Source organism: Streptomyces sp. NPDC002788 (assembly GCF_053592115.1).
In genome coordinates this window covers 137,915-160,336 of the sequence record NZ_JBSFVB010000017.1, presented here as the reverse complement: position 1 = coordinate 160,336, position 22,422 = coordinate 137,915, and the positions used below count along the sequence as shown (strand labels likewise).

Here is a 22,422-nt window from a genome sequence, read left to right as displayed (position 1 = left end):
ACGGCGTTCTGAGCGCCCCGGGCCGGTGCCGGCCCGGGGCGCTTGTTCTTGGCCCGCTTTAGGGCGATTCGAGTGGAGGACTTACCGAATCCGGCTAAGGCTTGGGGCGTGACTGTGAATTTGTCCGAGGAGCGCGTGGCCGCTCCCGCCCGGCCGATCCGGCGCGTCGTCCTCGAAGTGGTGAACTTCGCGCTGGTCGGCGGCAGCGGTGTGGCCGTGAACCTCCTGGTGTTCAACGTGCTCCTGCACGGGCTGCTCTGGCCCGCCATGGTGGCCACCGTGCTGGCCAGTCTGGTCGCCATGAGCAGCAACTACCTCGGCTTCCGGTACGTCACCTACCGCGACCGGGCGTCCCGGACCCGGAGCCAGATCGTGCTGTTCTTCGCCTTCAGCGGGATCGGTGTCGTCATGGAGAGCGGCCTGTTCTACGCGGGCTATCACGGGCTCGGGCTGGCCGGGCCGTTCGAATCGAACGCGGTCAAGGCGCTGTCCATCCTCCTGGCCTCCGCCTTCCGCTTCCTCGTCTACCGGACCTGGGTGTTCCAGCACGATGCGCGCCGCGCCTAGGCCGGCCGTCGTCGCCGCGCAGGCCGCCGCCGCGGTGGTCGTCCTGCTCCTGCTCCTGGTCATCGTCCGGCTGCCGTGGGCCGGGGACCTCGGGATGCACGCGGCGACCATCCAGCGTCTGCGCCACAGTCTCGTCGCCCCGGGCAATCCGCTCGTCGACGCGGCCACGCCGAGCCCGTACTACTCGCCCTGGATGCTGGTGCTCGGCTGCCTCGCACGGGTGAGCGACCTGTCCGTCTTCGTGGTGCTGCGGCTGGGAGCGCTGGCCGGGCTCGGGTTGCTGGTGACGGGGGTGTGGCGGTACGTACGGACGCTGAGCGGCCATCGCGCCGCGCCCGCCCTGGCCGTGCTGAGTCTGTTGTTGCTGTGGGGGACGGCCCTGTTCAACTGGAGCGGCTTCTACGGGCTCAACTCGCTCGCCCTGACGGTGTCGTACCCGAGCGTGTTCGCGCTGGGGCTCGCGTTTCACCTCTGGGCGTGGCTGGGGCGGGCGGTGCGCGGTGACGCCGGGCCGGGGGCGTGGCTCGGGCTCGGGGTGCTGTGGGCGGTGATCCTGCTGTGCCATCAGTTCTCGGGCGTGGTGGCGTCGCTGGGGGTGATCGCGACGGTGGTCGCCGCGCGGCCGGACCGGAGCGTGTGGCTGCGGCTCGGGGGCGGCCTGGCGGTCGGGCTCGGGGTGCTGCTCCTGTGGCCGTACTACGACTTCTTCGCGCTGCTCGGAGCGGGGGACGGGCTGGAGGCGGTGCACCGGCCGTTGTACGACGACCTGATCGGGCGGTACTGGCTGGTGCTGCTCGGGGTGGTCGCCCTCGGGGTGCGTTGGGGGCGGGACCGGTGGGATCCGCTGGTGCTGTTCTTCGTGCTCGGGGTGGTCGTGGTGGCGGCGGGTGGGCTGAGCGGGCACTACTCGTGGGGGCGGGCCTTGCCGGCGGCGTTGATCCCGGCGCAGATCGCGGCGGGGCTGGAGGTGGTGGGAGCCGGGCGACGTGCCGTGCGGGTGGGGTGGGCGTGTGTGCTGGGCGCGGCGCTGGCACTGGGCGCGTGGACGCAGGTGGGGACGGTCGGGTACGTCGTCAAGCCAGGCCTTCTGCCGGAGGCCGTCGCGGAGAGGTACCGGCGGCCGTGGGCGGGGTACCACTGGATGACGCCCTGGGTGAAGTACGGGGACGTGGTGATGGCCCGGGCGGGGCGGCCGGCCCGGCAGATCCCGGCGTACGGGGCGTACACGGTGGCGCCCGGGTACCCCGACTTCTTCCTGCCGGACGAGGCGGGCCGGGAGCGGGCTGTGCGGCGGTACTTCGCGGCCGGGACGCCGGAGAAGGAACGGCGGGAGATTCTGCGGGAGTACGGCGTGCGGTGGGTTGTCGCGGGGGTGGGTGCGCGGGCCGCCGGGCTGCGGGAGGTGGTCCGGGGGCCGCAGGGGCAGGTGCTGTACGCGGTGGTGCGGTGAATCAGGCGCGGCCCGCCTGGAGAGGCGCGAGGGGTGTCGCCCCGGCGGCGCGGTCTACCCGAGCGCGCTCGCCACCAACCGCACCGCCCTCTTCACCCTCGGCCGGGCCGCTCGGCGGACCAGCGGGCGAATCACCCTGGCCGTCACGCCCACCGGCTCCCAGCGGACCTGCAGGCGGCCCGGGCCGTGACCCTCCGGTTCCACCGTCAGGTGGTGGGACGGTACGCGTGTCGTCAGGGTCGGGAAGGTCAAGGGGGCCAGGAGAAGGCCCGTGTGGGACAGGCCCTGGTGCTGGAGGCGGAGCAGGGGGTGGCGGATCCCCGCGAAGCCCTGGACGGGGAGGGAGGCTGCCGCCAGGTCCAGGTGGACGTGGCCCTCGAAGATGCCCGGGCGGAGCGGGGAGAGACGGAAGTGGACGCTGAGGCGGCGGCCGCCCGGGGCGATGAGGAGTGTCGCGCGCCGGGGGCCGACGGGGAGGCGCAGCGCCGGGTCGTACGTGCGGATCGTGAGGTCGATCGAAGCGCCCGGGCCTCTGGTGATGTCCGTGATCTCGTGGCGGAACTGGGCGCTCGGGAAGGGGCGCGTCTCCAACTCGAGGTCGGTGACGTCCAGTTCGCGGCGGGACCACTCCGACGCGGGGACCTTCTCGCCCCAGTAGGTGCGGCCTTCCTCATCCGTCGTCACGTGCCGCGGTGCCACGCCGTGGCCCAGGACCCGGGCCGCCAGTCGGGCCTCCGGCAGGCGTCGGTCGCGGATCAGCTGGAGGACCACGCGCTCGGCACGGGGAAGGCGGGCGAACGCGCCCGGGGCGAGGGTGTCGAGGTAGGGGGTGACGAGGTCCGCGAAGGACGTCAGCCAGGCGTCGTCCCGGTAGGGCAGGTCACCGGCGTACATCCGGAAGTCGTGCTTGAGGAACTTGTGGTCCTTGTCCTCGCGCAGCGAGGCGTGCCCGCTCTCGGCGAGGAACGCGTCGATGAGGTGCTGGACGTGGATCCGGTCCCGGACGTTGGCGAGCTTGTGCCGCTGGTTGGATATCGAGGCCGCCTCCGAGGCCGCGAAGGGGGCCACGTACCAGCGGTAGACCGGCTCCGGGATGATCGTGAAGCTCTCGGCCAGGCAGTACGCCTGCGCCGAGAACAGCTGGTCCTCGTAGTGGATGCCCTCGGGGAAGCGCAGGCCGTGCCGGTCGAGGAAGGCGCGGCTGTACATCTTGCTGGTCGACAGGTGCTCGAAGAGCAGGCGCGGGTCGGCCTCGATGCCGTCGAGGGTGCGGCGCTCGGCGACCAGGTGCGGCATCCACGTCGAGCGGCGGCCGTTGTCCACCCGGACCCGCTGCACCGCGCCCATCGCGAAGTCGAGCTCGCGTTCCCGGTGCGCGGCGAGCAGCAGTTCGACGGCGTTGTCGGGGAGTTCGTCGTCGCTGTCGAGGAACATCAGCAACGGCGCCCGGGCGATCTCCAGGGCCCGGTTGCGGGGTGCGCTGCAGCCGCCGCTGTTCCGCTCCAGACGGAGGTAGCGGATGCGGGGGTCCTGGGCCGCCAGCCGCCTGGCCACCTCCGGTGTCCCGTCCGTCGAGTGGTCGTCGCTGATGACGATCTCGAGGTTCGGGTGGGTCTGCCGGCGCACCGAGTCGACCGCGCGGGTGAGGCGTTCGGCGTCGTTGTGGACGATGACCGTCACGGTGACGTCGGGGGTGCTCATGCGGTCGCCTCCTGCGGGGTCGGGGCGGGGGTGCGCTCGTCGAGCGGCAGCACCGGCGGCAGGTCCCCCTCGTCCTGGCCGAGGAAGACCCGGCGTACGACGCGTTCGGCGGCGCGTCCGTCGTCGTACTCGCAGAACCGGCGCCGGAAGACGGCCCGGGTCTTCGCGGCGCCCTCGTCGCGCCAGGCCTCGGTGGTGAGGATCTCCGTCAGCTCCTGCTGGGTGCGTGCCACCGGGCCCGGGGCCTCGGCCATCAGGTCGAAGTAGACGCCGCGGGTCGTGCGGTACGTCTCCCAGTCGTCGGCGTGGATGACGATCGGCCGGTCGAGGTTGGCGTAGTCGAACATGATCGAGGAGTAGTCCGTGACCAGGGCGTCGGCCGCCAGGCACAGCTCCTCCACCGGGTCGTAGGAGGAGACGTCGATGATCCGGCCCGTGCGGCGCAGGTTGCTGAGGGGGGAGGCGGCGCCGCCGTAGAAGTAGTGGCCGCGGACGAGCAGGACCGTGTCCTCGCCGAGGCGGTCGGCGAGGGCCGCGAGGTCCAGGCGGGGCGTCCAGCCGGCCTCGTAGTCGCGGTGGGTGGGCGCGTAGAGGACGGCCCGGTCGCCCGGGGCGATGCCGAGGCGGTCGCGGATCGCGCGGATGTCGGCGGCGCCGGCGGTGTAGTAGACGTCGTTGCGCGGATAGCCGTGGTCCAGGGAGACGTAGTGCGAGGGGTAGGCGCGCTCCCACATGCGGGTGGTGTGGCTGTTGGCGGAGACGCTGTAGTCCCACTTGTCGATGCGTTCCAGCAGCGCCTGGAAGTCCATGCCCTTCGCGGCCGCCGGGTACGCCATCTGGTCCAGGCCCATGCGCTTCAGCGGTGTGCCGTGGTGGGTCTGGACGTGGATCGCGTCCGGGCGTTTGACCACCGCGTTGGGGAAGTTGACGTTGTTGACCAGGTACTTGGCGCTCGCCAGCACTTCCCAGTAGCGGCGGGTGCCGGGCACGACATGGTCGGTTCCGGGCGGGAGGAGGGCCGCGCTCTCCCCGGTCACCACCCACACCGGGTGGATCTGCGGGGCGAGTTCGGCGAGCTTGGCGGCGATCGCGGCCGGGTTGCAGGCGACCCCGCGGTTCCAGTACGCCGAGAACACCGCCAGATGGGGGTTCACGGGGCGGCCGAGTGCCCTGCGGTACTGGTGGTCGCGGAGCTTGGCGCCGACCTGGCGCTTGCGGGTCCGCACGACCGACCTGGCGGTGCGGCGGGTGCGGTTGACGGCCTGGAAGGCCCGGTACTTTGCGTACGCGCCCTCCTCCAGCAGGGAGCGGCGGACGCCTTCCAGGCCGGCCGGGCGGCGGTGGCCCTCGGGGCGGCGGCGCAGGGCGGCCAGGGACGCCCGGCGGAAGAACTCCCGCGCGACTTCATCCTCCATGCCACCGCGGGCGAAGGTACGCAGGCAGTCACGGACCATCACGTCGTAGAGCACGGTGTGCGCGGCGCGGCGGTCACGGGTGAGGTCGAGGAGGGACTCGTAGCGCTCGACGAGGCCGTAGCGCTGCTCGGGCGTGACCGGGGGCAGACTCGCGGGGCGCAGTCGGCGGTCCTCGTAGGCGACGTGCGGCAGGCAGGCGACGCGGTCGGCGAGCAGCAGGGCGGCCAGCGCGGCGTACGGCTCGTCGTCGGTGGTGAGTTGCTGCTCGTGCGCCCGCCAGAAGTCCGCGCGCAGCACGCGGGTGCCGAGCAGCGGGGTCAGCCGCAGCAGGGGCGCGCAGTCGTCGAGGGCGACGTCGGCACGGCCCGCCCGGGCGAGCAGGGAGCCGTCCGGGGAGGGCATGCCGGAGGTGTGCCAGGTGCTGCGGAGGTGGTCCAGGAGCAGGACGTCCACCTCGGCCGGGAGTTCGGCGACCCGCTCGGCAACCGTGCGCGGGGTGCCGGCGGGCAGGCCGTCCTTGGCGTGGACGAAGTGCAGCCAGTGCCCGGAGGCCCGTGCCGCGCCCGCCGCCCGGGCCGCGGCGTCGGCCGTGCCGTCGGGCAGCGGCACGACCTGGACGTCCGGGGTGTGCCGTTCGGCCGTCTCCCGGGCCCAGTCGCCGACCGCGGCCACGATCAGCTCGGCGTCCGGCAGGGGGTGGGCGGCGAGGGAGTCGAGGAGTTCCGTCAGGTGGCCCTGCACGTTCGGCCCGTGGACGATGATGCTGAGCTCGGGCATCACGGGGCTCCTCCCTCTCGTCACACCAGGCGGACCTTATTCGGTCATGGTGCCATCAATGTGACAAAAGGACCGACCTGGGTGCGCCTCATGAGGGAACGGGCACCTTCGGCTTGGCGGACTTGTCCCCGGTGAACGCCTCGTACTCCTTGAGGACGTCCTCCGTCGGCCCGTCCATGCGCAGCTCGCCCCGCTCCAGCCACAGCACACGGTCACAGGTGTCGCGGATCGACTTGTTGTTGTGGCTGACCAGGAACACCGTGCCCGCGTGCTTGCGCAGCTCGCGGATGCGCTCCTCGGAGCGCGTCTGGAACGAGCGGTCGCCGGTGGCCAGCGCCTCGTCGATCAGCAGCACGTCGTGGTCCTTGGCGGCGGCGATGGAGAACCGCAGCCGGGCGGCCATGCCGGACGAGTACGTCCGCATCGGCAGCGTGATGAAGTCGCCCTTCTCGTTGATGCCCGAGAAGTCGACGATCTCCTGGTAGCGGTCCCGGATCTGCTCGCGGGACATGCCCATGGCCAGGCCGCCGAGGTGCACGTTGCGCTCGCCGGTCAGGTCGTTCATCAGGGCCGCGTTGACACCGAGCAGGGAGGGCTGGCCGTCGGTGTAGATATGGCCGTTCTCCACCGGGAGGAGCCCCGCGACGGCCTTCAGCAGGGTCGACTTCCCCGAGCCGTTGGTGCCGATCAGGCCGATCGCCTCGCCCCGGTACGCGACGAAGGACACGTTCTTCACGGCGTGCACGCGGCGCACGCCCGCCGCCTTCTCGGTCTGCTTGCGGCGCAGGATGCGGTTGAGGGCGGCGGTCGCGGAGCCGCGTCCGGCGCCGGTGCCGTTGACGCGGTAGACGATGTCGACGCCGTCGGCGACGACGGTGGGGATCTTCTCGCCCAGGTTCTCAGCCACGGCCGTAGGTCTCCTCAGCCTTCCAGAAGTAGATGAAGCCGCCGACGCCGGCGACCAGCGCCCAGCCGATGGCCAGCGGCCACACGTGGTGCGGCAGCTGGCGCGCGTGGAAGCTGTCGATCAGGGCGTAGCGCATCAGGTCGATGTAGACGGCGGCCGGGTTGGATGACAGTGCCACCTTCACCACGTGCGGCAGGTGGTCGTTCTTGGCCAGCTTGTCCAGGCTCCACATGACGCCCGAGACGTACATCCAGGTGCGCAGGACGAACGGCATCAGCTGCGCGATGTCCGGGGTCTTGGCACCCCACCGGGCCATGATCAACGACATGCCGGCGTTGAAGGTGAACTGCAGTGTCAGGGCCGGGACCGCCAGCAGCCAGGAGGCGGCGACCGGCACGCCGAAGCAGAGCAGGATGACGACCAGGGCGGCCATCGAGAACAGCAACTGCTGGAGCTGCTGGAGGCAGAAGGAGATCGGCAGTGCGGCCCGCGGGAAGTGCAGGGCCCGCACGAGCCCGAGGTTGCCGGAGATGGCGCGGGTGCCCGCCATGATCGAGCTCTGCGTGAACGTCCAGATGAACACGCCCGTCACCAGGAACGGGATGTAGTCGGGCACGCCCTTCTTGGTGTTCAGCAGCACGCCGAAGATGAAGTAGTAGACCGCCGCGTTCAGCAGTGGGGTCATCACCTGCCAGACCTGGCCGAGCTTCGCCTGGCTGTACTGGGCGGTGAGCTTGGCGGTGGCGAACGCGGTGATGAAGTGGCGGCGGGCCCACAGCTGACGGACGTACTCGGGCAGGGCGGGGCGGGCGCCGCTGACCGTGAGGCCGTGACGGGCTGCGAGCGCCGCGAGGTCGTCGGCCGGGGTCGGTGTCGGGGGCGGTGTGTGGAGGACCTGGCTCACATCCGCTGCTTTCGTTCGGGGGAGGGGGTGGGGCCTGTGAGGTCGAGAAGAGCGGTGCGCAAAAGGCGGTTCTTACCGGACTCTTCACGACTTCTTACGTCGGGACGGGACCGTATCGTCGTAACGGGAGCGTACGCAGGTCGAGCGTCGGAACGCAACCGTCCCGTCGTGACGCCCTATGCTGTCGGCATGACGACGAAGCCCGACGAGCCCCAGCAGCCCCCGCGCCGCCGGGCCCCCGCGGGGGCGGCCGTACTGCGGGAGGACGTGACCGAAGCCATCCGGACGGCCGTCTTCGAGGAGCTCGCGGCCGTGGGCTACGCGCGGATGTCCATCGAGGGGATCGCACGCCGGGCGGGGGTCGGGAAGACGGCGGTGTACCGCCGTTGGCGCTCCAAGCTGCACCTGGTCCTCGACATCGTCTCGGCGCTCGCCGTGCAGGGGCTGCCCGCGCCGGACACCGGCTCCCTCGAGGGCGACCTGCGGCTGCTGTACGAGGTGACGTCCCGGGCCCTGCGCCACCCTGTCGCCTCGCAGGTCATCCCCGACCTCCAGGCGGAGGCGGCCCGCAATCCGGACATCGCCGACGCCCTTCAGAAGGCCCTGCGGGAGGGCCAGGACGGGGTCGCCACCGGCATCGTGACGGCGGCGCAACGGCGGGGCGAGGTCCGCGAGGGCCTCGACCGCGACCTGGCCCTCGACCTGATCTCCGGCCCGCTCTACTGGCGCTCGGTGGTGATCCGCAGCCCGAAACTGCCGAAGGGCTACCTGGGGGCACTGGCCCGGGCCACGGCGGAGGGGTTGCGGGCGTTGTAGACCTGGCCCTCGGGCCCGACGGGGCTGCCGCCGGGGCGTCGCCTCCCGTGCCCTCGGGCCGGCAGGGGGCAATGGTGTTCTGTGTCCGTCGGCGGCTGGAGGCCGGGGCGTCTGCGGGAGGCCGCGGCATGAGCGTGGCACCCCGGCCTCGCGCGGACACGCCCCGGGCGGGAACGAGCCCCGGACGCCTGGTCGGGCGTGCCGGGGCTCCGTCGCGCTGCCGGGGCGATCAGCCCCGCCCCGCCTCGGGATGCAGCCGTACCCACCCCTCCCAGGCCGACGTGATCATGTCCTGGACGTCGTGCCGGGCCTTCCAGCCCAGCTCGGCCGCCGCGCGCTCGGCGGAGGCGACGACGCGGGCCGGGTCGCCCGGGCGGCGGGGTGTGACCGTGGGCGGGAGGTCGTGGCCGGTGACCGCGTTGATGCGGTCGATCATCTCCCGGACGGAGACCCCCTCGCCCCGGCCGATGTTGAGCGTGAGGTCGCGGCCGGGGGAGGAGCGCAGGGCCCGGGCCGCGGCGACATGGGCCTCGGCCAGGTCGACGACGTGGATGTAGTCGCGTACACAGGTGCCGTCCGGGGTCGGGTAGTCGTCGCCGAAGACGCGCGGCGGCGCGTTCTCCGTGAGCTTCTCGAAGACCATGGGCACGAGGTTGAACACGCCGACGTCCGCGAGCTCCGGGCCCGCCGCGCCCGCCACGTTGAAATAGCGCAGGGAGGCGGTCGACAGCCCGGTCGCCCGGCCCGTGGCGCGGACCAGCCACTCACCGGCCAGCTTCGTCTCGCCGTAGGGCGACATCGGCACGCAGGGGGTCTCCTCCGTGACCAGGTCCACGTCGGGCATGCCGTACACGGCCGCCGAGGAGGAGAAGACGAAGGACGGCACCTTCGCCGTGGTCACGGCGTCCAGCAGGACGCGCAGGCCCTCGACGTTCTCCCGGTAGTAGTGCAGCGGCCGCTCGACCGACTCGCCCACCTGCTTCTTCGCGGCCAGGTGGACGACGCCGGTGACCTCGTGGTCCGCGAGCGCGCGCGCGACCCGCTCGGCGTCCAGCGTCGAGCCCGCCACCAGCGGCACCCCGTCGGGCACGCGCTCGGCGATGCCGGTGGACAGGTCGTCGTAGACCACCGCCTGTTCCCCCGCGGAGGTCATCGCCCGTACGACGTGCGCGCCGATGTAGCCGGCGCCGCCGGTGATCAACCAGGTCATGTGCGGCCGTCCCCTCGTCAGTTGGCCCGTGGTGCTGCTGCGCGCTGATCCTCGTGGTGCTCTCAGTGAAGCAGGCGGCGCAGTCGTCCGCGTACGACCGACAGCATCCCGCGTACACCGGGCGCCACCCGCAGTGCCAGCGCACCGGAGTGGGTGGCGTAGGGCTGTACCAGTACCACGCCGTACCGGGCGCTCGGGACGGCGCGACGGCGCAGGGGGCCGGCGCCCGTGAGCGCGTGCGCCGAGACGTCCCGTCCGGCGCCGTCACGGAAGAGGACGCGCACGCGCAGGTCCCAGGTGCCCGAGCCGTGCGCGGCCAGGGCACGCAGATCGACGGCGGTCTCCGCCCACCAGGTGCCGGCGGCTCCGGCGGTCCCGGCACTTCCGGCGGACCCGGCGGTCCCGGTACTTCCGGCCGACCCGGCGGCTTCGGTGGCCCCGGCAGACCCGTCGGCCCCGAAGGTGCCGCCAGACCCGCCTGCCCCTGCCGCACCGGACCCGGCAGGGGCGGAAGCGGACCCTGCCGACCCGGCGGACCCGGCACCGTCGGCAGTGGGTCCGCAGTCCCCGGCGCACGGCACGAGCACCGCGGTGGCGTCCTGGGCCACCACGTCTTGGTCGTCCCGGTGCCTCCACTCCACCTCCACGGCCTCCGGGCCCGCGTCCGCCACCCGCCCGTACAGTTCGTGCAGGCGCAGCCGCAGCCGGGTGCCCCGCGCGCGGGGCCGCAGCACAGCGTCCACGGCGAGGGGGAGCGCGCGCACCGGCCGGGTCAGCAGAGGCTCCAGGGAGATCTGCGGGAGGTCGTCCGACCAGACGGGCGTGCCGTCGGCGGCCCGGGCGTACGGCGGGCGGAGGCGGGCCGGGTGGGCCGCGAGTTCCCGCAGCCGGGCCAGGTCGCGCGGCTCCGGGGAGGCCAGGACGACCCGTCCGGCCAGCCGGCCGGGAGCGGCCGGGTCCCGTGCCCAGTCGTCGGCGTCGTACTCCGCGAGGTGCGCCCGCGTGATCTCCCACCAGGCGCGCCGGTAGGCGGCGTCACGCAACCCCAGTTCGCGCAGGTACATCCGCAGATCGTGGTCGAGGAACTTGGCGCGTGCCGCCCGCGCGAGTTCCTTCTGCCCGGCGCCCAGCAGGATCCCGTACGCCTGCCCGCACGCCTCCGTGCGGGCCCGCCAGTTGGCGACTCCGGCCCGGTCCAGCGAGATCGACAGCCGCTCGGCGGACCGGCGCACGTGCCAGATGTACACCCGGTCCGGGATCAGGGCGATGCGCGGGGCCCTGGCCAGCACGCGCGCGGTGAAGACCACGTCCTCGTACGGGAAGCGGCCGGCGGGGAAGCGGATGCCGTGCTCGCGCAGGAAGCCGGTGCTGTACAGCTTGTTGACGCAGAGCGTGTCGTGGACCAGGCGTGGCCGCTGCGCGGGGTGCGGTACCGCGGCGTGCAGCGCGTAGAGGCGCGGCTGCCAGGGGACCTCGCGCCCCGAGGGCAGCTCCCGGCGCACGCACAGACCGCTCACGACCTCCGCGTGCGCGCCCGCCGCCGCTTCGAGCAGCGCGTCGACCGCACCGGCCGGCAGGACGTCGTCGCTGTCCAGGAACATCACGTAGGGCGAGGTCACCGCGTCGAGGCCGGTGTTGCGCGGAGTGCCGCAGCCGCCGCTGTTGACCCGGCGGCGGATCACCCTCAGCCGGGGCTCCGACGCGGCGAGCCGGTCGAGCAGTTCGGCGCTGCCGTCCGTCGAGCAGTCGTCGACGGCCACGACCTCGCGCACGGCCCGGCCCTGGGCCAGCGCCGAGCGCACGGCGTCCGTCACATGGGCGGCGTCGTCGTAGCCGATGACCACCACGGCGACCTCGGCGAGCGTCCTCTCAGCATCCCTGTCGGCATTCATTACGGCGGATCGTAAGCCGGGCGAATGACATGAAAGTGATAACACACCACTGAGTACCGCCAAAGCGTACGCAACGGCACAGAATCGGGCCGTGGAGAGCGGACTGTCGAGGGGGAGCGACCGGTTCGGCACGGGTGCGGTGCCGGTGACGGTTCCCATGGCCGTGATGCTCGCGGTGGGGCTGTGGGGTCTGAACCGCGGGGGCATGTGGGGCGACGAGAGCGTCACCTTCCAGGTCGCGCAGCGCACGGTCCCGCAGATCTGGCGGCTGCTGCACGACGTGGACGCGGTGCACGGCCTGTACTACCTGTTCATGCACGCCGTCCTCGCCGTCCACCCGAGCGAGGTCGTCCTGCGCCTGCCGTCGGTGTGCGCGGCGACGACGGCCGCCGGCCTGGTCGCGGCCCTGGGTGTCCGGCTGGCCGGACCCCGGGTCGGCCTGTGGGCCGGGCTCCTCTACGCGATCACCCCGATGACCGGCCACTACGCCCAGGAGGGACGGTCGTACGCGCTCGTCGCGGCCGGCGTGGCAGGGGCGACGCTGCTGCTGGTGCGGGCCGTGGAGGGGGTGGGCGCCCGGGCCTGGTGGCCGTACGGGGCGGTCGTCGCTCTGACCTGCCTGCTGCACGAGCTGGCGGTGCCTGTGCTGTGCGCGCACGCGGCGACGCTGGGGCTGCTGCGGGTGCCCGGGAGGGTCTGGTCCGGCTGGGGGCGCGCGGCAGGGGCGGCGGCGGTGCTCCTGCTGCCGCTGGTGTGGGTGTCGCAGGGGCAGGCCGGGCAGGTGGCCTGGCTGGTACCGCCGGGCTGGGACCGGGTCGAGAGGCTGGCGCGGAACTTCTCTCCGGGCCCGGCCGGGGTGGTGTTCTGGGCGTCGCTGCTGCTGATGGCCGTGGGGCTCCGAGAGCGGCGACTCGCGGCGGTCGCGCTGCCGCTGCTGTTCGTGCCGCCGGGGCTCCTGATGACCGTGTCGCAGGTCCGGCCGCTCTATCACGACCGGTATGTGCTCTACGCGCTGGCGGGAGCGTCCCTGCTGGTGGCGGCCGGGGCCGGGCGGGTGGCCGGGGCGCTGGGGCGGGTGCGGTTCGACGGGCGGCGGGTGCGGATCGGCGGCCGGCAGGCGCACGCCCTGCTGGGCGTCACCGGCGCCCTCGCGCTCACCGTCCCCTTCCTCACCCACCTCCCGGTGCACCGCCAGGACCGGTCCGCCGCCCACCGCCCCGACAACCTCGCCGTCGTCTCCGCGCTCGCCGTCCGCCAGATGCGCCCCGGAGACCCGGTGCTGTTCGTGCCGTCGGTCGGCAGGCTCGCGGCGCTGGCCTACCCGAAGGGGTTCCGGCGGGTGCGGGACATCGCGCTCAGGGAGTCGGCGCCCCGGTCCGGGACGCTGTGGGGCCGGGAGGCGCCCCCCGGGGAGCTGCGGCACCGGCTCGCCTCGGTGGACCGCGTCTGGGTCGTCACCGAGGCCTACGCGCTGGACCCGCGCTGGTCTCCGCCCGACCCGGTCGAGCGCACGAAACTGGCCGTTCTGGCGGAGGAATTCACCGTGCGGGAGGAACACGTCAGGGACGGAGTGATCCTCCGCCTCCACGTCCGTCGGCGGTCCGCCGATGTGCCGCCCGGCGTGCCCGACGTGCCGCCCGATTCCGCTACGACCGCTCGTGCGCCGACGAGCCGCCCGGCGGCTCCACGAGCGAGGCCGCGTCCAGGGCGGTCGTGAGTTCGTCGAGGCGGGCCCGCAGGGCGCGGATCTCGGCGGCCTCGAACCCGGTCGAGGCGGCGATCCGGCGCGGTACCTCGAGCGCCCGCCCGCGCAGTGCGGTGCCCTCCTCGGTCGGCCGCACCACCACCGACCGCTCGTCCCTCGCGCTGCGCTCCCGGCGCACCAGGCCGGCCGCCTCCAGCCGCTTGAGCAGTGGCGACAGTGTGCCGGAGTCCAGGCGCAGATGCTCGCCCAGCTTCTTGACCGGCAGCTCGCCGTGCTCCCACAGCACCAGCATCACCAGGTACTGCGGGTACGTGAGCCCGAGGTCCTTCAAGATCACGCGGTAGACGCCGTTGAAGGCACGGGAGGCAGCGTGCAGCGAGAAGCAGATCTGCTGGTCCAGGCGGAGCCAGTCGTCGTCCGGCGTGTTCATGGTTCCAGGGTAGCTCGCGCCCGCCATTTAATTGTCCACAACTTAATTGTGTGCTCTACTTCTGCCGTCGGGCGGCCCGCAGCGGGTCGCCGAACGTCGACGTGTGAGAGGGAAGGGAATTTCCATGGACGCGCTCTACACCGCTGTCGCCACCGCCACCCACGGCCGCGAGGGCCGCGCCGTCAGCTCCGACGGCGTGCTGGACCTCGCGCTGGGCATGCCCCAGGCGCTGGGCGGCAACGGCCAGGGCACCAACCCCGAGCAGCTCTTCGCCGCCGGTTACGCCGCCTGCTTCGGCAGCGCCCTCGGCCTCGTCGGCCGCCAGGCCGAGGTCGACGTCAGCGACGCCGCCGTGACCGCCGAGGTCTCCATAGGCAAGCAGGGCGAGGGCTTCGGGCTCGCCGTCACCCTCCGCGTGGAGCTCCCCGACAGCCTGGACGAGGCGACCGGCCGCAAGCTGGTCGAGCAGGCCCACCAGGTCTGCCCGTACTCCAACGCCACCCGGGGCAACATCGACGTCGACCTCGTCGTCGAGTAAGCACCCGCGGACGTCACCCCCCGACCCGCGCCAGCACCTCCCCCGTCCGTCTGCTCCACGCCACCACCACGGCCTCCTCGGGTACCGGGTGCCAGCGCGTCAGCAGCAGCCAGCGCACGTGGTAGCGGCGGACGACGGCGGCCCGCTCGGCGCGGGTCGAGTCGCGGGCCAGGTAGGCGCGCACGTCGGCCGCCCGGCGCCCCCGCTCCCGCTCGTCGAGGGCGGGGTCGGGCCAGATGGGCGCGGCGAGGTTCGGCCCGTACCCGGCGATGGCGTGACTGGCGAAGTACCCGTCGGTGATCACCACTTCGCCGGGCCCGATGTGCCGCGCCGCCCAGTCGTACGCCGGCCAGCGCGTCGGCTGCGTGAAGCCCACCGGGTCGACCGAGCGCGGCACCACCGCCCCGGCGTGCACGGTGACGAACCCCACGCACGCCCCGACCACCGCCGCCCCGCCCAGCGCCTTCCGGGCCCGCCGCCAGGGCCGGGGCGCCGCCAGCTCCACCGCCAGGGCGAACTGCAGAGGCACCAGCACGGCCCACAGGGCCCGGGCGTACGTGTAGTGCCCGCTGACCCAGCCGTAGGCGACCAGCAGGCACTGCAGCAGGAACATCAGCAGCAGCGGATCACGTACCGACCGGCGGGCCCGCACCCACAGCGCGGGCAGAGCGAGCAGCGCCAGCCAGGAGTTGGCGAGCATCCTCTCGTACAGCTGCCGGTGCATCGCGTCCATGCCGGTGTCGCCCACCAGCGTCAGGACGTCGTAGTACGGCCACGCCAGGGCCGCCGCCGCGCAGGCCGCCCCGGCGAGCGCCCAGCGCGCCAGGACCGGCCGGCGCCACCCCTGCTGCCGGGACGCCACGATCGCCACCGCCCCGGTGAGCGCCGAGGCCGCCGTGACGGGGTGGGTGAGCAGGATCAGCCCGTACAGGGCGCCGATCCCGGCGTACCCCCACCAGCCGCCGAGCCCGCTCGGGCCGACGAAACGCACGGCCGGGGCGTCGTCCCGGGCGCGCGTGCCCGTCCAGGCCCAGGCCCAGAACGTCAGGCCGATCGCGAGTGCGGACGGATAGCCCAGGTTCGTCGTCATCGACATCAGCCCGAGGTAACCGCTCCACAGGATCCGCGTGGTGCCCCACAGCAGCGTCATGAACAGCAGGGCAAGGACCGGCGCCCAGGCGCGGGCGGTGAGGGTTCTGACGAAACGGCCGAGGCCCGTCAGCAGCACCACCAGATGCACCGGCCCGGCGAGCTTCACCATCTCCCAGCCGGACAGCCCCGTCAGCCGCGCGAGCACACCCTGGGCGACGGCGTACGGGCCGTAGTACGGGCTGCCCTCGCCCGGCAGGTCCGCCATGGTGTGGGCCGGATGGAGCAGATCGGCCTTGAGCCGCTCGACGACCGCCGCGTGCTGTCCGGCGTCGCAGCACAGCGGGACGCGCCAGTACGCGAGCGTCATCACCAGCCAGAACAGGGCGCCGTAGAACTGGTACGGGGTGAGCCGCCCCATCCGGCCGCCGCGCAGCGCCGTAGCGCCGCGCACGGTCCGCCGGACGAGGACCGAGGCGCTCACAGGACCGCCGGGAGGGGGAGGGGCTGAGGCATGCGCCGATCGTTCCCGCCTCCGCGCGTGCCCTGACGCCGGGTCACTTCATCGAGTGAGGCGGCTGCGTCCACCTGCCGCCCGTTCAGTCGCAGAGCGCCCGCTCCGCCGCCGCCGGCCAGCGCGCGAACCGGAACCGGGTCCGCTCGAAGGCTCCGGTGAGGTTGTGCCAGAACCGCTCGGCGGTGAGCGGTGCGCGTACCGACTCCCTCAGCTCGGCGAGTTGCCCGCAGCCCAGCGCGGCCCGGGCCGCCTCGACCGTCTCCCGCGAGGCCCCGGCCCGCAGCAGATCGCGGTGCGGCGGGTACCCGGCCGCCCATTCCGCGAAGACCCAGTGGTTACGCAGGAACTTTTCGTGGCCGGGCCAGCTCCACCGCTCCAGCGCGAGATGCGCGCCGACGGGACTGGCCAGCCCCCAGGCGTCGTTGACGTACGCGTCCAGCGGCGCCGCCGCCCCGGTGACGCCGAGATGACGTCCCACGATGACGACGTGGTACGGGGAGTCCGTGCGCATCGGCGTGGCGTGCAGCCGCCGCCCGGCGTCGAAGTACAGCAGCGTCGGCCGGGGTGAGCGGACGGCCTCCGCCAGCATCCGGCGCCCCTCCGGCAGGGCGGGCCAGTTGTCCACCCAGGTGGCGGTGCGCACCGGGTTGTGGTCGCCGAGGCCCTCCACGTCGGAGCTGCGCACGTTGAAGGACCCGGGTGTGCTGCGCACGTCGAACGGCGTCCGCAGCGGACTGACCGCCGCGCACAGCCACACCACCAGCAGCGCGCTCGCGACGCCGGTGAACCTCGTCGCGGGCACGACCAGCACCGGCAGGAGCAGCAGCAGAAGGGCGGGAAGGATCATGCGGGCGTGCATGTAGTCGCCGCCGACCCGGACGACGTACCCCGCCAGCAGCAGGCCGGCCGCGAGGGGCGCCAGCAGCACCGCGAGCGGGGCCCGGCCCGGGGTGTGGTCCCGCTGCTGCCGGCGCGTGCGGCGCACCAGCAGCACGGCCAGCGCGCCGAGCACGGGGACGACGGGCCACAGCCAGTAGGGCCCGAGCGTCTCCTGCACGTACCCGGCGCCCCGGCTCCAGTCGCTGGCGCTCGCCTCCTTGGCGATGGCGGGCAGCGGCACCAGGATCCCGTAGTACCCGGCCCGGAACACCTCGTACGCCAGCGGCACCGCTCCCGCCGAGGCCAGCATCGCCGCCGTGCCCCGCCGGGTGGGACGCAGCACCCACCACTGCGCCGCCAGGAAACACCCCGTGACGACCGCCAGATCGGGCCGCACCAGGGGTCCCAGCCCGAATACGAAGGCGGCCGCACCCGTCACCCGGGCGCCCTGACCGCGCCGGGTGCGGGTCAGCAGCCACCACGACAGGCCGGTCCAGAAGGCGCCGAGGCCGCTCTCCAGACCCGAGGTCATGTACGACCAGAACGGCGGCACGGCCAGCAGCACGCACACGCCCCCGGGAAGCAGCAGCCCGGCGCCGCGGTGCAGCCGGCACGTGGCGAGCAGGGCGAGCGCGAACCCGGCCGTGCTCAGCAGCAGCCCGAGCCCCACCGCCAGGAACGCCGGATCCTCGCCGGTGACCCAGGTGCCGAGGGCGAGCAGCCACTGCCACAGGGTTCCGGTCGAACTCTCCGCCCGCTCCCCGACGTTGAACACGGGCCCGTTGCCGGCCAGGATCTGCCGCACCGGACGCAGGTAGATGAGCCCGTCGTCGCAGATCCAGCGGCGCCGGTAGCCCAGCACGAACAAGGCCGCGGTGGGCACCGCGACCAGGGCCGCGTGCCACCAGTGCGCCGGCCCGGGCCGCTCGGCGGCGGCCGGGGGCCGGGCCGAGGAGGCCCGCCGGCCGGGCAGGGAGGGGAACGCCTCTGAAGTGGCGGGTGTCGTCATCTCTCGATCAGCGCCTCGGACCGCGCGGACGCGGCAAGTGTCTTCCGGGCCGCGGGCAGCAGCGCACCGCCCCGCTCGCCCAGCATCAGCAGGCGGACGACCCGCTCGGCGGCCCGCCCGTCCTCGAACTCGCAGTACCGCTCCCGGAAACCGGACCGCAGCCGCGCCGCCTCCCCGTCCTGCCAGGTGCCGGAGGCGAACAGCCGGGCCAGCTCCCGGTAGGAGCGCGACACATGGCCCGGCGCGTCGGCCGTGATGTCGAAGTACGCGCCCCGGCTGGCCGCGAACGCGCCCCAGTCGTCGGCGTGGACCACGATCGGCCGGTCCAGCAGCACATAGTCGAACATCAAGGCGGAGTAGTCGGTGACCAGCACGTCGGAGGCGAGCATCACGTCCTCGACGTGCGGCTCGTCGGTCGCGTCCACCACCACGCCCCGCCGGTGCAGGTCGAACAGGCCCAGACCGCGTGCGACACCCCCGGCCAGCGACGGGTGCAGGCGGACGACCAGGGTGTGGCCGGGGCCGAGGTCCTCGGCGAACCGGGCCGGGTCGAACCGGTCGACATGGCCGCCCCGCCGGTAGTCGCGCCGGGTCGGCGCGTACAGCACCACCGTGTGGCCGGGTGGGATGCCGAGCCGCTCACGCACCGCCCGGCCCCGCTCCGGTCCGGCGCCGACCAGCGCGTCGTTGCGCGGGCTGCCGGTCCGCAGCGAGGTGAAGTGGCACGGGTACGCCCGCTCCCAGGCCCGCTCCGCGTGCCGCCCGGCGACCAGGCTGTAGTCCCAGCGGTCGGCGCGGCGCAGCATCTGCGGCACGTCGAAGCCGTGCCGGGCGCCCGGCTTGGTCAGAAGGTCAGCGCCCATGTACTTGAGCGGCGTGCCCTGGTGGGTGTGGATGTGGACGCTGCCGGGCCGCTTGGCCAGGGTGCCGGGCCAGTTGACGTTGTTCACCCAGTACATGGCCCGTGCCATGACCTCGTGGTAGCGGCGCGAACCCGGCGTCACATGGTCGATCCCGGGCGGCAGCGCGTCCACCGCGTCCTCCTTCACCACCCACACGCCGCGGATGTGCGGAGCGATCTCCAGGGCCTTGGCGTAGATCGCGGCCGGGTCGCCGGACACCCCGTGGTGGTGGGTCGCCGAGTAGACGGCGAGGTGCGGATCGAGGGAACGCCTCGACTGGGCCGCGTACCAGGTGCGCCGGGCGGTCTCCGACGCCTTCCGAGCCACCCGCCGCTTCCCGCCCAGGGCGGATGCCCGCAAGCCACGCAGCCCGCGCACGGCGGCGTACGACGCGTAGGGCGCCGACGCCAGCAGCCGCATCTCCACCCCGCGCCAGCCGTCCGGCGCGGGGAAGCCGCCTTCGGGGAGGTGCCGGCGGTGGAAGGAGCGGATCTCGCGGTAGAAGTCGCCCCGGTCACAGGGCCGTACGCGGTCCTCGCGGGCCAGCACGAACAGCATGTGGTCCAGGGCCCGCTCCAGCAGCAGCGGACGCGCCCAGTCGAGGTCGGGGCGCTGCTCCAGGAACGCGAACAAGCCCTCGTACTGCGGGAAGATCTCGAAGTGGCGGCGCCCCGGCGTCTTGGTGATCGCGCCCTGCCGGCGCTGCCGGTACTCCACCCCGATCCGGTCCAGGCAGGCGATGCGCTCCGCCAGCACCATCGACCGGTAGGTGACCGGCGCGTCCTCGTACAGCCCCGGCGCGTACTCCAGGCCGTGCCCCTGGAAGAAGCACCTCCGGTACGCCTTGTTCCACGCCACCAGGAACAGGTTCAGGTACTCGGGGCTCTCCCGGACGGCGAAGGTGCCCAGGCCCGCCGCGGCCAGCAGGTCCGCCGCCTCACTGCGCCCGCCCCGGCCCCACCAGTAAATGCGCACATGGTCGAAGACCAGGATGTCCGGGTCGCCGGTCACCTCCAGCCGCGCGGCGACGGCGGCCAGCAGGCCCGGCGTGTAGTGGTCGTCGCTGTCCAGGAACAGGACGTAGTCGCCGGCCGCCTGCTCCAGGCCGGCGTTGCGGGCCCGGCCCAGGCCGACGTTCTCGGACAGGTGCAGCACCCGCACCCGGGCGTCGTGGGCGGCGTACTCGTCGAGGATCGCGCCGCTGCCGTCGGGCGAGCGGTCGTCCACGGCGATCACCTCGAAGTCGCCGTACGACTGGCCGAGCACCGAGTCGAGACACTCGCGCAGGAAACCCTGCACGTTGTAGACCGGGACGATGATGCTGAAGCGGGGCACTTCTTCGGTCAGCTCCTCACGAGGGTGGCGGCCGCGGGGGCCGGGACGCGCTCCGCGAGCGGGGTCACGGGCGGGATCGACTCGGGCGGCTCGCCCAGCAGCACCCGGCGCACGACACGCTCCGCCGCCCGCCCGTCGTCGAACTGGCAGAAGCGCTCCCGGAACGCGGCCCGCAGCGCCGTCGCGAACTCGTCCGCCCAGCCGCCGTCGCGGAACACGGCCGCCAGCTCCTCGGGCGTACGGGCGACCCGGCCGGGCGGAAACCGCATCAGGTCGAAGTAGACGCCCCGGGTCTCCCGGTACACCTCCCAGTCGTCCGCGTACACGACGATCGGCCGGTCCAGGTTGGCGTAGTCGAACATGATCGACGAGTAGTCGGTGATCAGCGCGTCGGCCGCCAGGCACACGTCCTCCGAGGAGCGGTGCCCGGTGACGTCGATGATCCGGCCGCCGCCCCGGGAGGAGCCCTGGTCGTAGAAGTAGTGGGCGCGCAGCAGGACCACGTAGTCGTCGCCGATCGCCTCGCAGAACTGCGCCAGGTCCAGGCCCGACGCGAAGCCGGTGGCGTAGTCGCGGTGCGTGGGGGCGTACAGCAGGGCCTTCTTGCCGTCGGGGACGCCCAGTTCCCTGCGGACGCGGGCGATGTCCTCGGCGGACGCCGTGTAGTACACGTCGTTGCGCGGATAGCCGTACTCGAGGGTCTCGTGGGCACCGGGGAACGCCTTCTCCCACATCTGCGTGGAGTGCCGGTTCGAGGTGAGGTTGTAGTCCCAGCGGTCGACCCGGGCCAGCAGCTTGGCGAAGCTCCCGGTCGCGGCGGCGACCACCGGGTAGGTCGCCTGGTCGGCGCCCATCTTCTTCAGCGGGGTGCCGTGCTGGGTCTGCAGGTGCACGCTGCCCGGGCGCTTGACGACCGCGTCCGCGAAGTTGGCGTTGTTGACGAGGTACTTCGCGCGGGCCAGCACCTCCCAGTACGTGCGGCTGCCGATCACCGCGTACTCCACGTCCGGCGGCATGCTGCCCACCGCGTCCGGCTCCACCAGGAACACCGCGCGCAGGTGCGGGGCGAGTTCGCGGGCCTTGGCGTGGATCGCGGCCGGGTTGCAGGCGTATCCGCGGCCCCAGTACGCGCAGTACACGACGAGGTTCCTGTCGAGGGGGAGGCGCCGGCCCGCCGCGTACCGCAGCCGGGTGCGCAGGCCCCGGGGCCGGGGGAGCGACGCGGCGGCCCGTACGGCCCTCTTGTTGGCGGCGCGCAGGATGCGGAACGCCGCGTACGAGCCGGACGCCAGCAGCCGGTGCTGGACGCCGAGGCTGCCGCCGGGCACCTGGTAGCCGGCGGGGCGGTACCGCCGGTACAGCGCGCTCGCCCGCCGGAAGAAGACACGCCGCCCGGCCGGCAGCCGCCTCGGGTGGGCCGCCGTCTTCAGCACGGCGGCGAAGAGCTGCTCGAACAGCGGCTGCAGCCGCTCCGCCGGCAGCCCCTGCTCCACGGCCCGGGTCAGCACCAGCTCGGTCTGGTCCAGCAGCTCGGCGTGGTGCTCACCGGGGAGGTTGAGGCGGTTGCCCTGCCGGCGCAGCAGATGCCGGACGACGACCGTGCGCAGGGCCGCCATCCGCTCCGCCCGCAGGGCGACCAGCCCGCCGAACCCGACATCGGTGAAGTGGTTCCCTGGGAATGTGAGGGCCCGATCGGTGAGGAAGGCCCGGCGGTAGGCCGCGCTCCACGCCGGGAGCGTGACGCCCGTCAGCTGCGGGGCCCGCTCCGGGGGGAAGACGCCGTCCGGTGATCTGGCCAGCAGCGGGGCGGCCGGGTTGGCCGGCTCGCCCTCCCACCAGGGGGTGCGCTCGTGCTCGAAGTACAGGACGTCGACGGGGTTCTCGGCGGTGTCGGTCTCCTCCAGCCGGGCGTCCAGCGCCGCCAGCGCCCCCGGGACCAGGACGTCGTCGCCGTCGAGGAACAGCACATGGCCGCCGACCGCCGCCCGCAGCCCGGCGTTGCGCGCCCCGGCCAGCCCGGCCGACGGCGGGGAGTGCACGGGCGTCATCCGGGAGTCCCGCTCGGCGTACCCGGCGACGACGTCCGCCGCCGGTGCGTCGGGTGCGTCGCACACCGGGATCAGCTCGAAGTCACCGAACGACTGGGCGAGGACCGAGTCCAGCGCCAGGGACAGCCGGCCCGTGACCCCATGGGACGGGACGACGATGCTGAAGCGGGGCATTCTGCTCTTTCTGTCGAGGTCTTCGGGAAGCGGGTCTTCGGGGAGCGGGTGTCTTCGGCAGGAGGGTCTCGGGGCGGCCGGCCGCCTCAGGCCGTGGTGCGGCGGCCCGGCCGTCCGGACGGGCGCCAGGAGGGCGGCCGGCTGGGTGCCGGCCGCG

At 73.3% G+C, this 22,422-nt stretch carries 16 protein-coding genes; 5 read left to right on the top strand and 11 right to left on the bottom strand.

The features are described from left to right. The first annotated feature begins 108 nt into the window (after positions 1-108). Both ACWD1U_RS28800 and ACWD1U_RS28795 read left to right on the top strand, forming a co-directional pair. Complete coding sequence (locus ACWD1U_RS28800; protein WP_451111851.1) at positions 109-567, top strand: GtrA family protein; 459 nt, start codon at positions 109-111, stop codon at positions 565-567. Next, positions 551-2,017, top strand: coding sequence for a hypothetical protein (locus ACWD1U_RS28795; protein WP_451111849.1), 1,467 nt, complete (start codon positions 551-553; stop codon positions 2,015-2,017). The genes ACWD1U_RS28800 and ACWD1U_RS28795 overlap by 17 nt, the downstream gene beginning before the upstream one ends. Before the next feature lie 54 nt (positions 2,018-2,071). Here ACWD1U_RS28795 and ACWD1U_RS28790 read toward each other — a convergent pair whose 3' ends face one another. From ACWD1U_RS28790 to ACWD1U_RS28775, 4 genes are all read right to left on the bottom strand, one after another. Continuing rightward, a complete protein-coding gene (locus tag ACWD1U_RS28790) occupies positions 2,072-3,718 on the bottom strand; it encodes a glycosyltransferase family 2 protein (RefSeq protein WP_451111847.1) in 1,647 nt (548 codons plus the stop codon). Then, entirely contained in the window at positions 3,715-5,910 is a 2,196-nt protein-coding gene (locus ACWD1U_RS28785; protein ID WP_451111845.1) for a CDP-glycerol glycerophosphotransferase family protein, read from the bottom strand. The genes ACWD1U_RS28790 and ACWD1U_RS28785 overlap by 4 nt, the downstream gene beginning before the upstream one ends. 88 nt (positions 5,911-5,998) lie before the next feature. Continuing rightward, complete coding sequence (locus ACWD1U_RS28780) at positions 5,999-6,817, bottom strand: ABC transporter ATP-binding protein (RefSeq protein WP_451111844.1); 819 nt, start codon at positions 6,815-6,817, stop codon at positions 5,999-6,001. Beyond that, positions 6,810-7,721, bottom strand: coding sequence for an ABC transporter permease (locus tag ACWD1U_RS28775; RefSeq protein WP_451111843.1), 912 nt, complete (start codon positions 7,719-7,721; stop codon positions 6,810-6,812). The genes ACWD1U_RS28780 and ACWD1U_RS28775 overlap by 8 nt, the downstream gene beginning before the upstream one ends. Before the next feature lie 189 nt (positions 7,722-7,910). Here ACWD1U_RS28775 and ACWD1U_RS28770 point away from each other — a divergent pair, with 189 nt between their 5' ends. Beyond that, complete coding sequence (locus tag ACWD1U_RS28770) at positions 7,911-8,537, top strand: TetR/AcrR family transcriptional regulator (RefSeq protein ID WP_451111841.1); 627 nt, start codon at positions 7,911-7,913, stop codon at positions 8,535-8,537. 229 nt (positions 8,538-8,766) lie between these two features. On the opposite strand, the gene galE is transcribed toward ACWD1U_RS28770, so the two are convergent. After that, positions 8,767-9,747, bottom strand: coding sequence for a UDP-glucose 4-epimerase GalE (galE, locus tag ACWD1U_RS28765; protein ID WP_451111840.1), 981 nt, complete (start codon positions 9,745-9,747; stop codon positions 8,767-8,769). 62 nt (positions 9,748-9,809) lie between these two features. Next, positions 9,810-11,639, bottom strand: a complete 1,830-nt coding sequence (locus ACWD1U_RS28760) for a glycosyltransferase family 2 protein (RefSeq protein WP_451111838.1) — start codon at positions 11,637-11,639, stop codon at positions 9,810-9,812. Between the two features lie 157 nt (positions 11,640-11,796). On the opposite strand from ACWD1U_RS28760, the gene ACWD1U_RS28755 reads away from it, so the two are divergent. After that, positions 11,797-13,356 (top strand): glycosyltransferase family 39 protein, encoded by a 1,560-nt coding sequence (locus ACWD1U_RS28755; protein WP_451111884.1) that lies wholly within the window; start codon positions 11,797-11,799, stop codon positions 13,354-13,356. Here the strand turns inward: ACWD1U_RS28755 and ACWD1U_RS28750 are convergent. After that, positions 13,286-13,774 carry a MarR family winged helix-turn-helix transcriptional regulator gene (locus ACWD1U_RS28750; protein ID WP_451111836.1) on the bottom strand — a complete coding sequence of 163 codons (489 nt, stop codon included), beginning with the start codon at positions 13,772-13,774 and terminating at the stop codon, positions 13,286-13,288. The genes ACWD1U_RS28755 and ACWD1U_RS28750 overlap by 71 nt on opposite strands. A 124-nt stretch (positions 13,775-13,898) precedes the next feature. On the opposite strand from ACWD1U_RS28750, the gene ACWD1U_RS28745 reads away from it, so the two are divergent. Beyond that, positions 13,899-14,312: an organic hydroperoxide resistance protein gene (locus tag ACWD1U_RS28745; RefSeq protein WP_451111834.1), complete on the top strand. Its 414-nt coding sequence runs from the start codon at positions 13,899-13,901 to the stop codon at positions 14,310-14,312. 13 nt (positions 14,313-14,325) lie between these two features. Here ACWD1U_RS28745 and ACWD1U_RS28740 read toward each other — a convergent pair whose 3' ends face one another. The 4 genes from ACWD1U_RS28740 to ACWD1U_RS28725 all read right to left on the bottom strand — a co-directional run bounded on the left by ACWD1U_RS28740 (position 14,326) and on the right by ACWD1U_RS28725 (position 22,265). Then, positions 14,326-15,885, bottom strand: coding sequence for a hypothetical protein (locus ACWD1U_RS28740; RefSeq protein WP_451111832.1), 1,560 nt, complete (start codon positions 15,883-15,885; stop codon positions 14,326-14,328). A gap of 115 nt (positions 15,886-16,000) precedes the next feature. Continuing rightward, complete coding sequence (locus ACWD1U_RS28735) at positions 16,001-17,806, bottom strand: hypothetical protein (RefSeq protein WP_451111830.1); 1,806 nt, start codon at positions 17,804-17,806, stop codon at positions 16,001-16,003. Continuing rightward, on the bottom strand, positions 17,803-20,043 hold the full coding sequence (locus tag ACWD1U_RS28730) for a bifunctional glycosyltransferase/CDP-glycerol:glycerophosphate glycerophosphotransferase (RefSeq protein ID WP_451111828.1): 2,241 nt from the start codon (positions 20,041-20,043) through the stop codon (positions 17,803-17,805). Before ACWD1U_RS28730 ends, ACWD1U_RS28735 begins: the two co-directional genes overlap by 4 nt. 8 nt (positions 20,044-20,051) lie before the next feature. Then, positions 20,052-22,265: a bifunctional glycosyltransferase/CDP-glycerol:glycerophosphate glycerophosphotransferase gene (locus ACWD1U_RS28725; RefSeq protein ID WP_451111826.1), complete on the bottom strand. Its 2,214-nt coding sequence runs from the start codon at positions 22,263-22,265 to the stop codon at positions 20,052-20,054. Between the last annotated feature and the right edge of the window lie 157 nt (positions 22,266-22,422).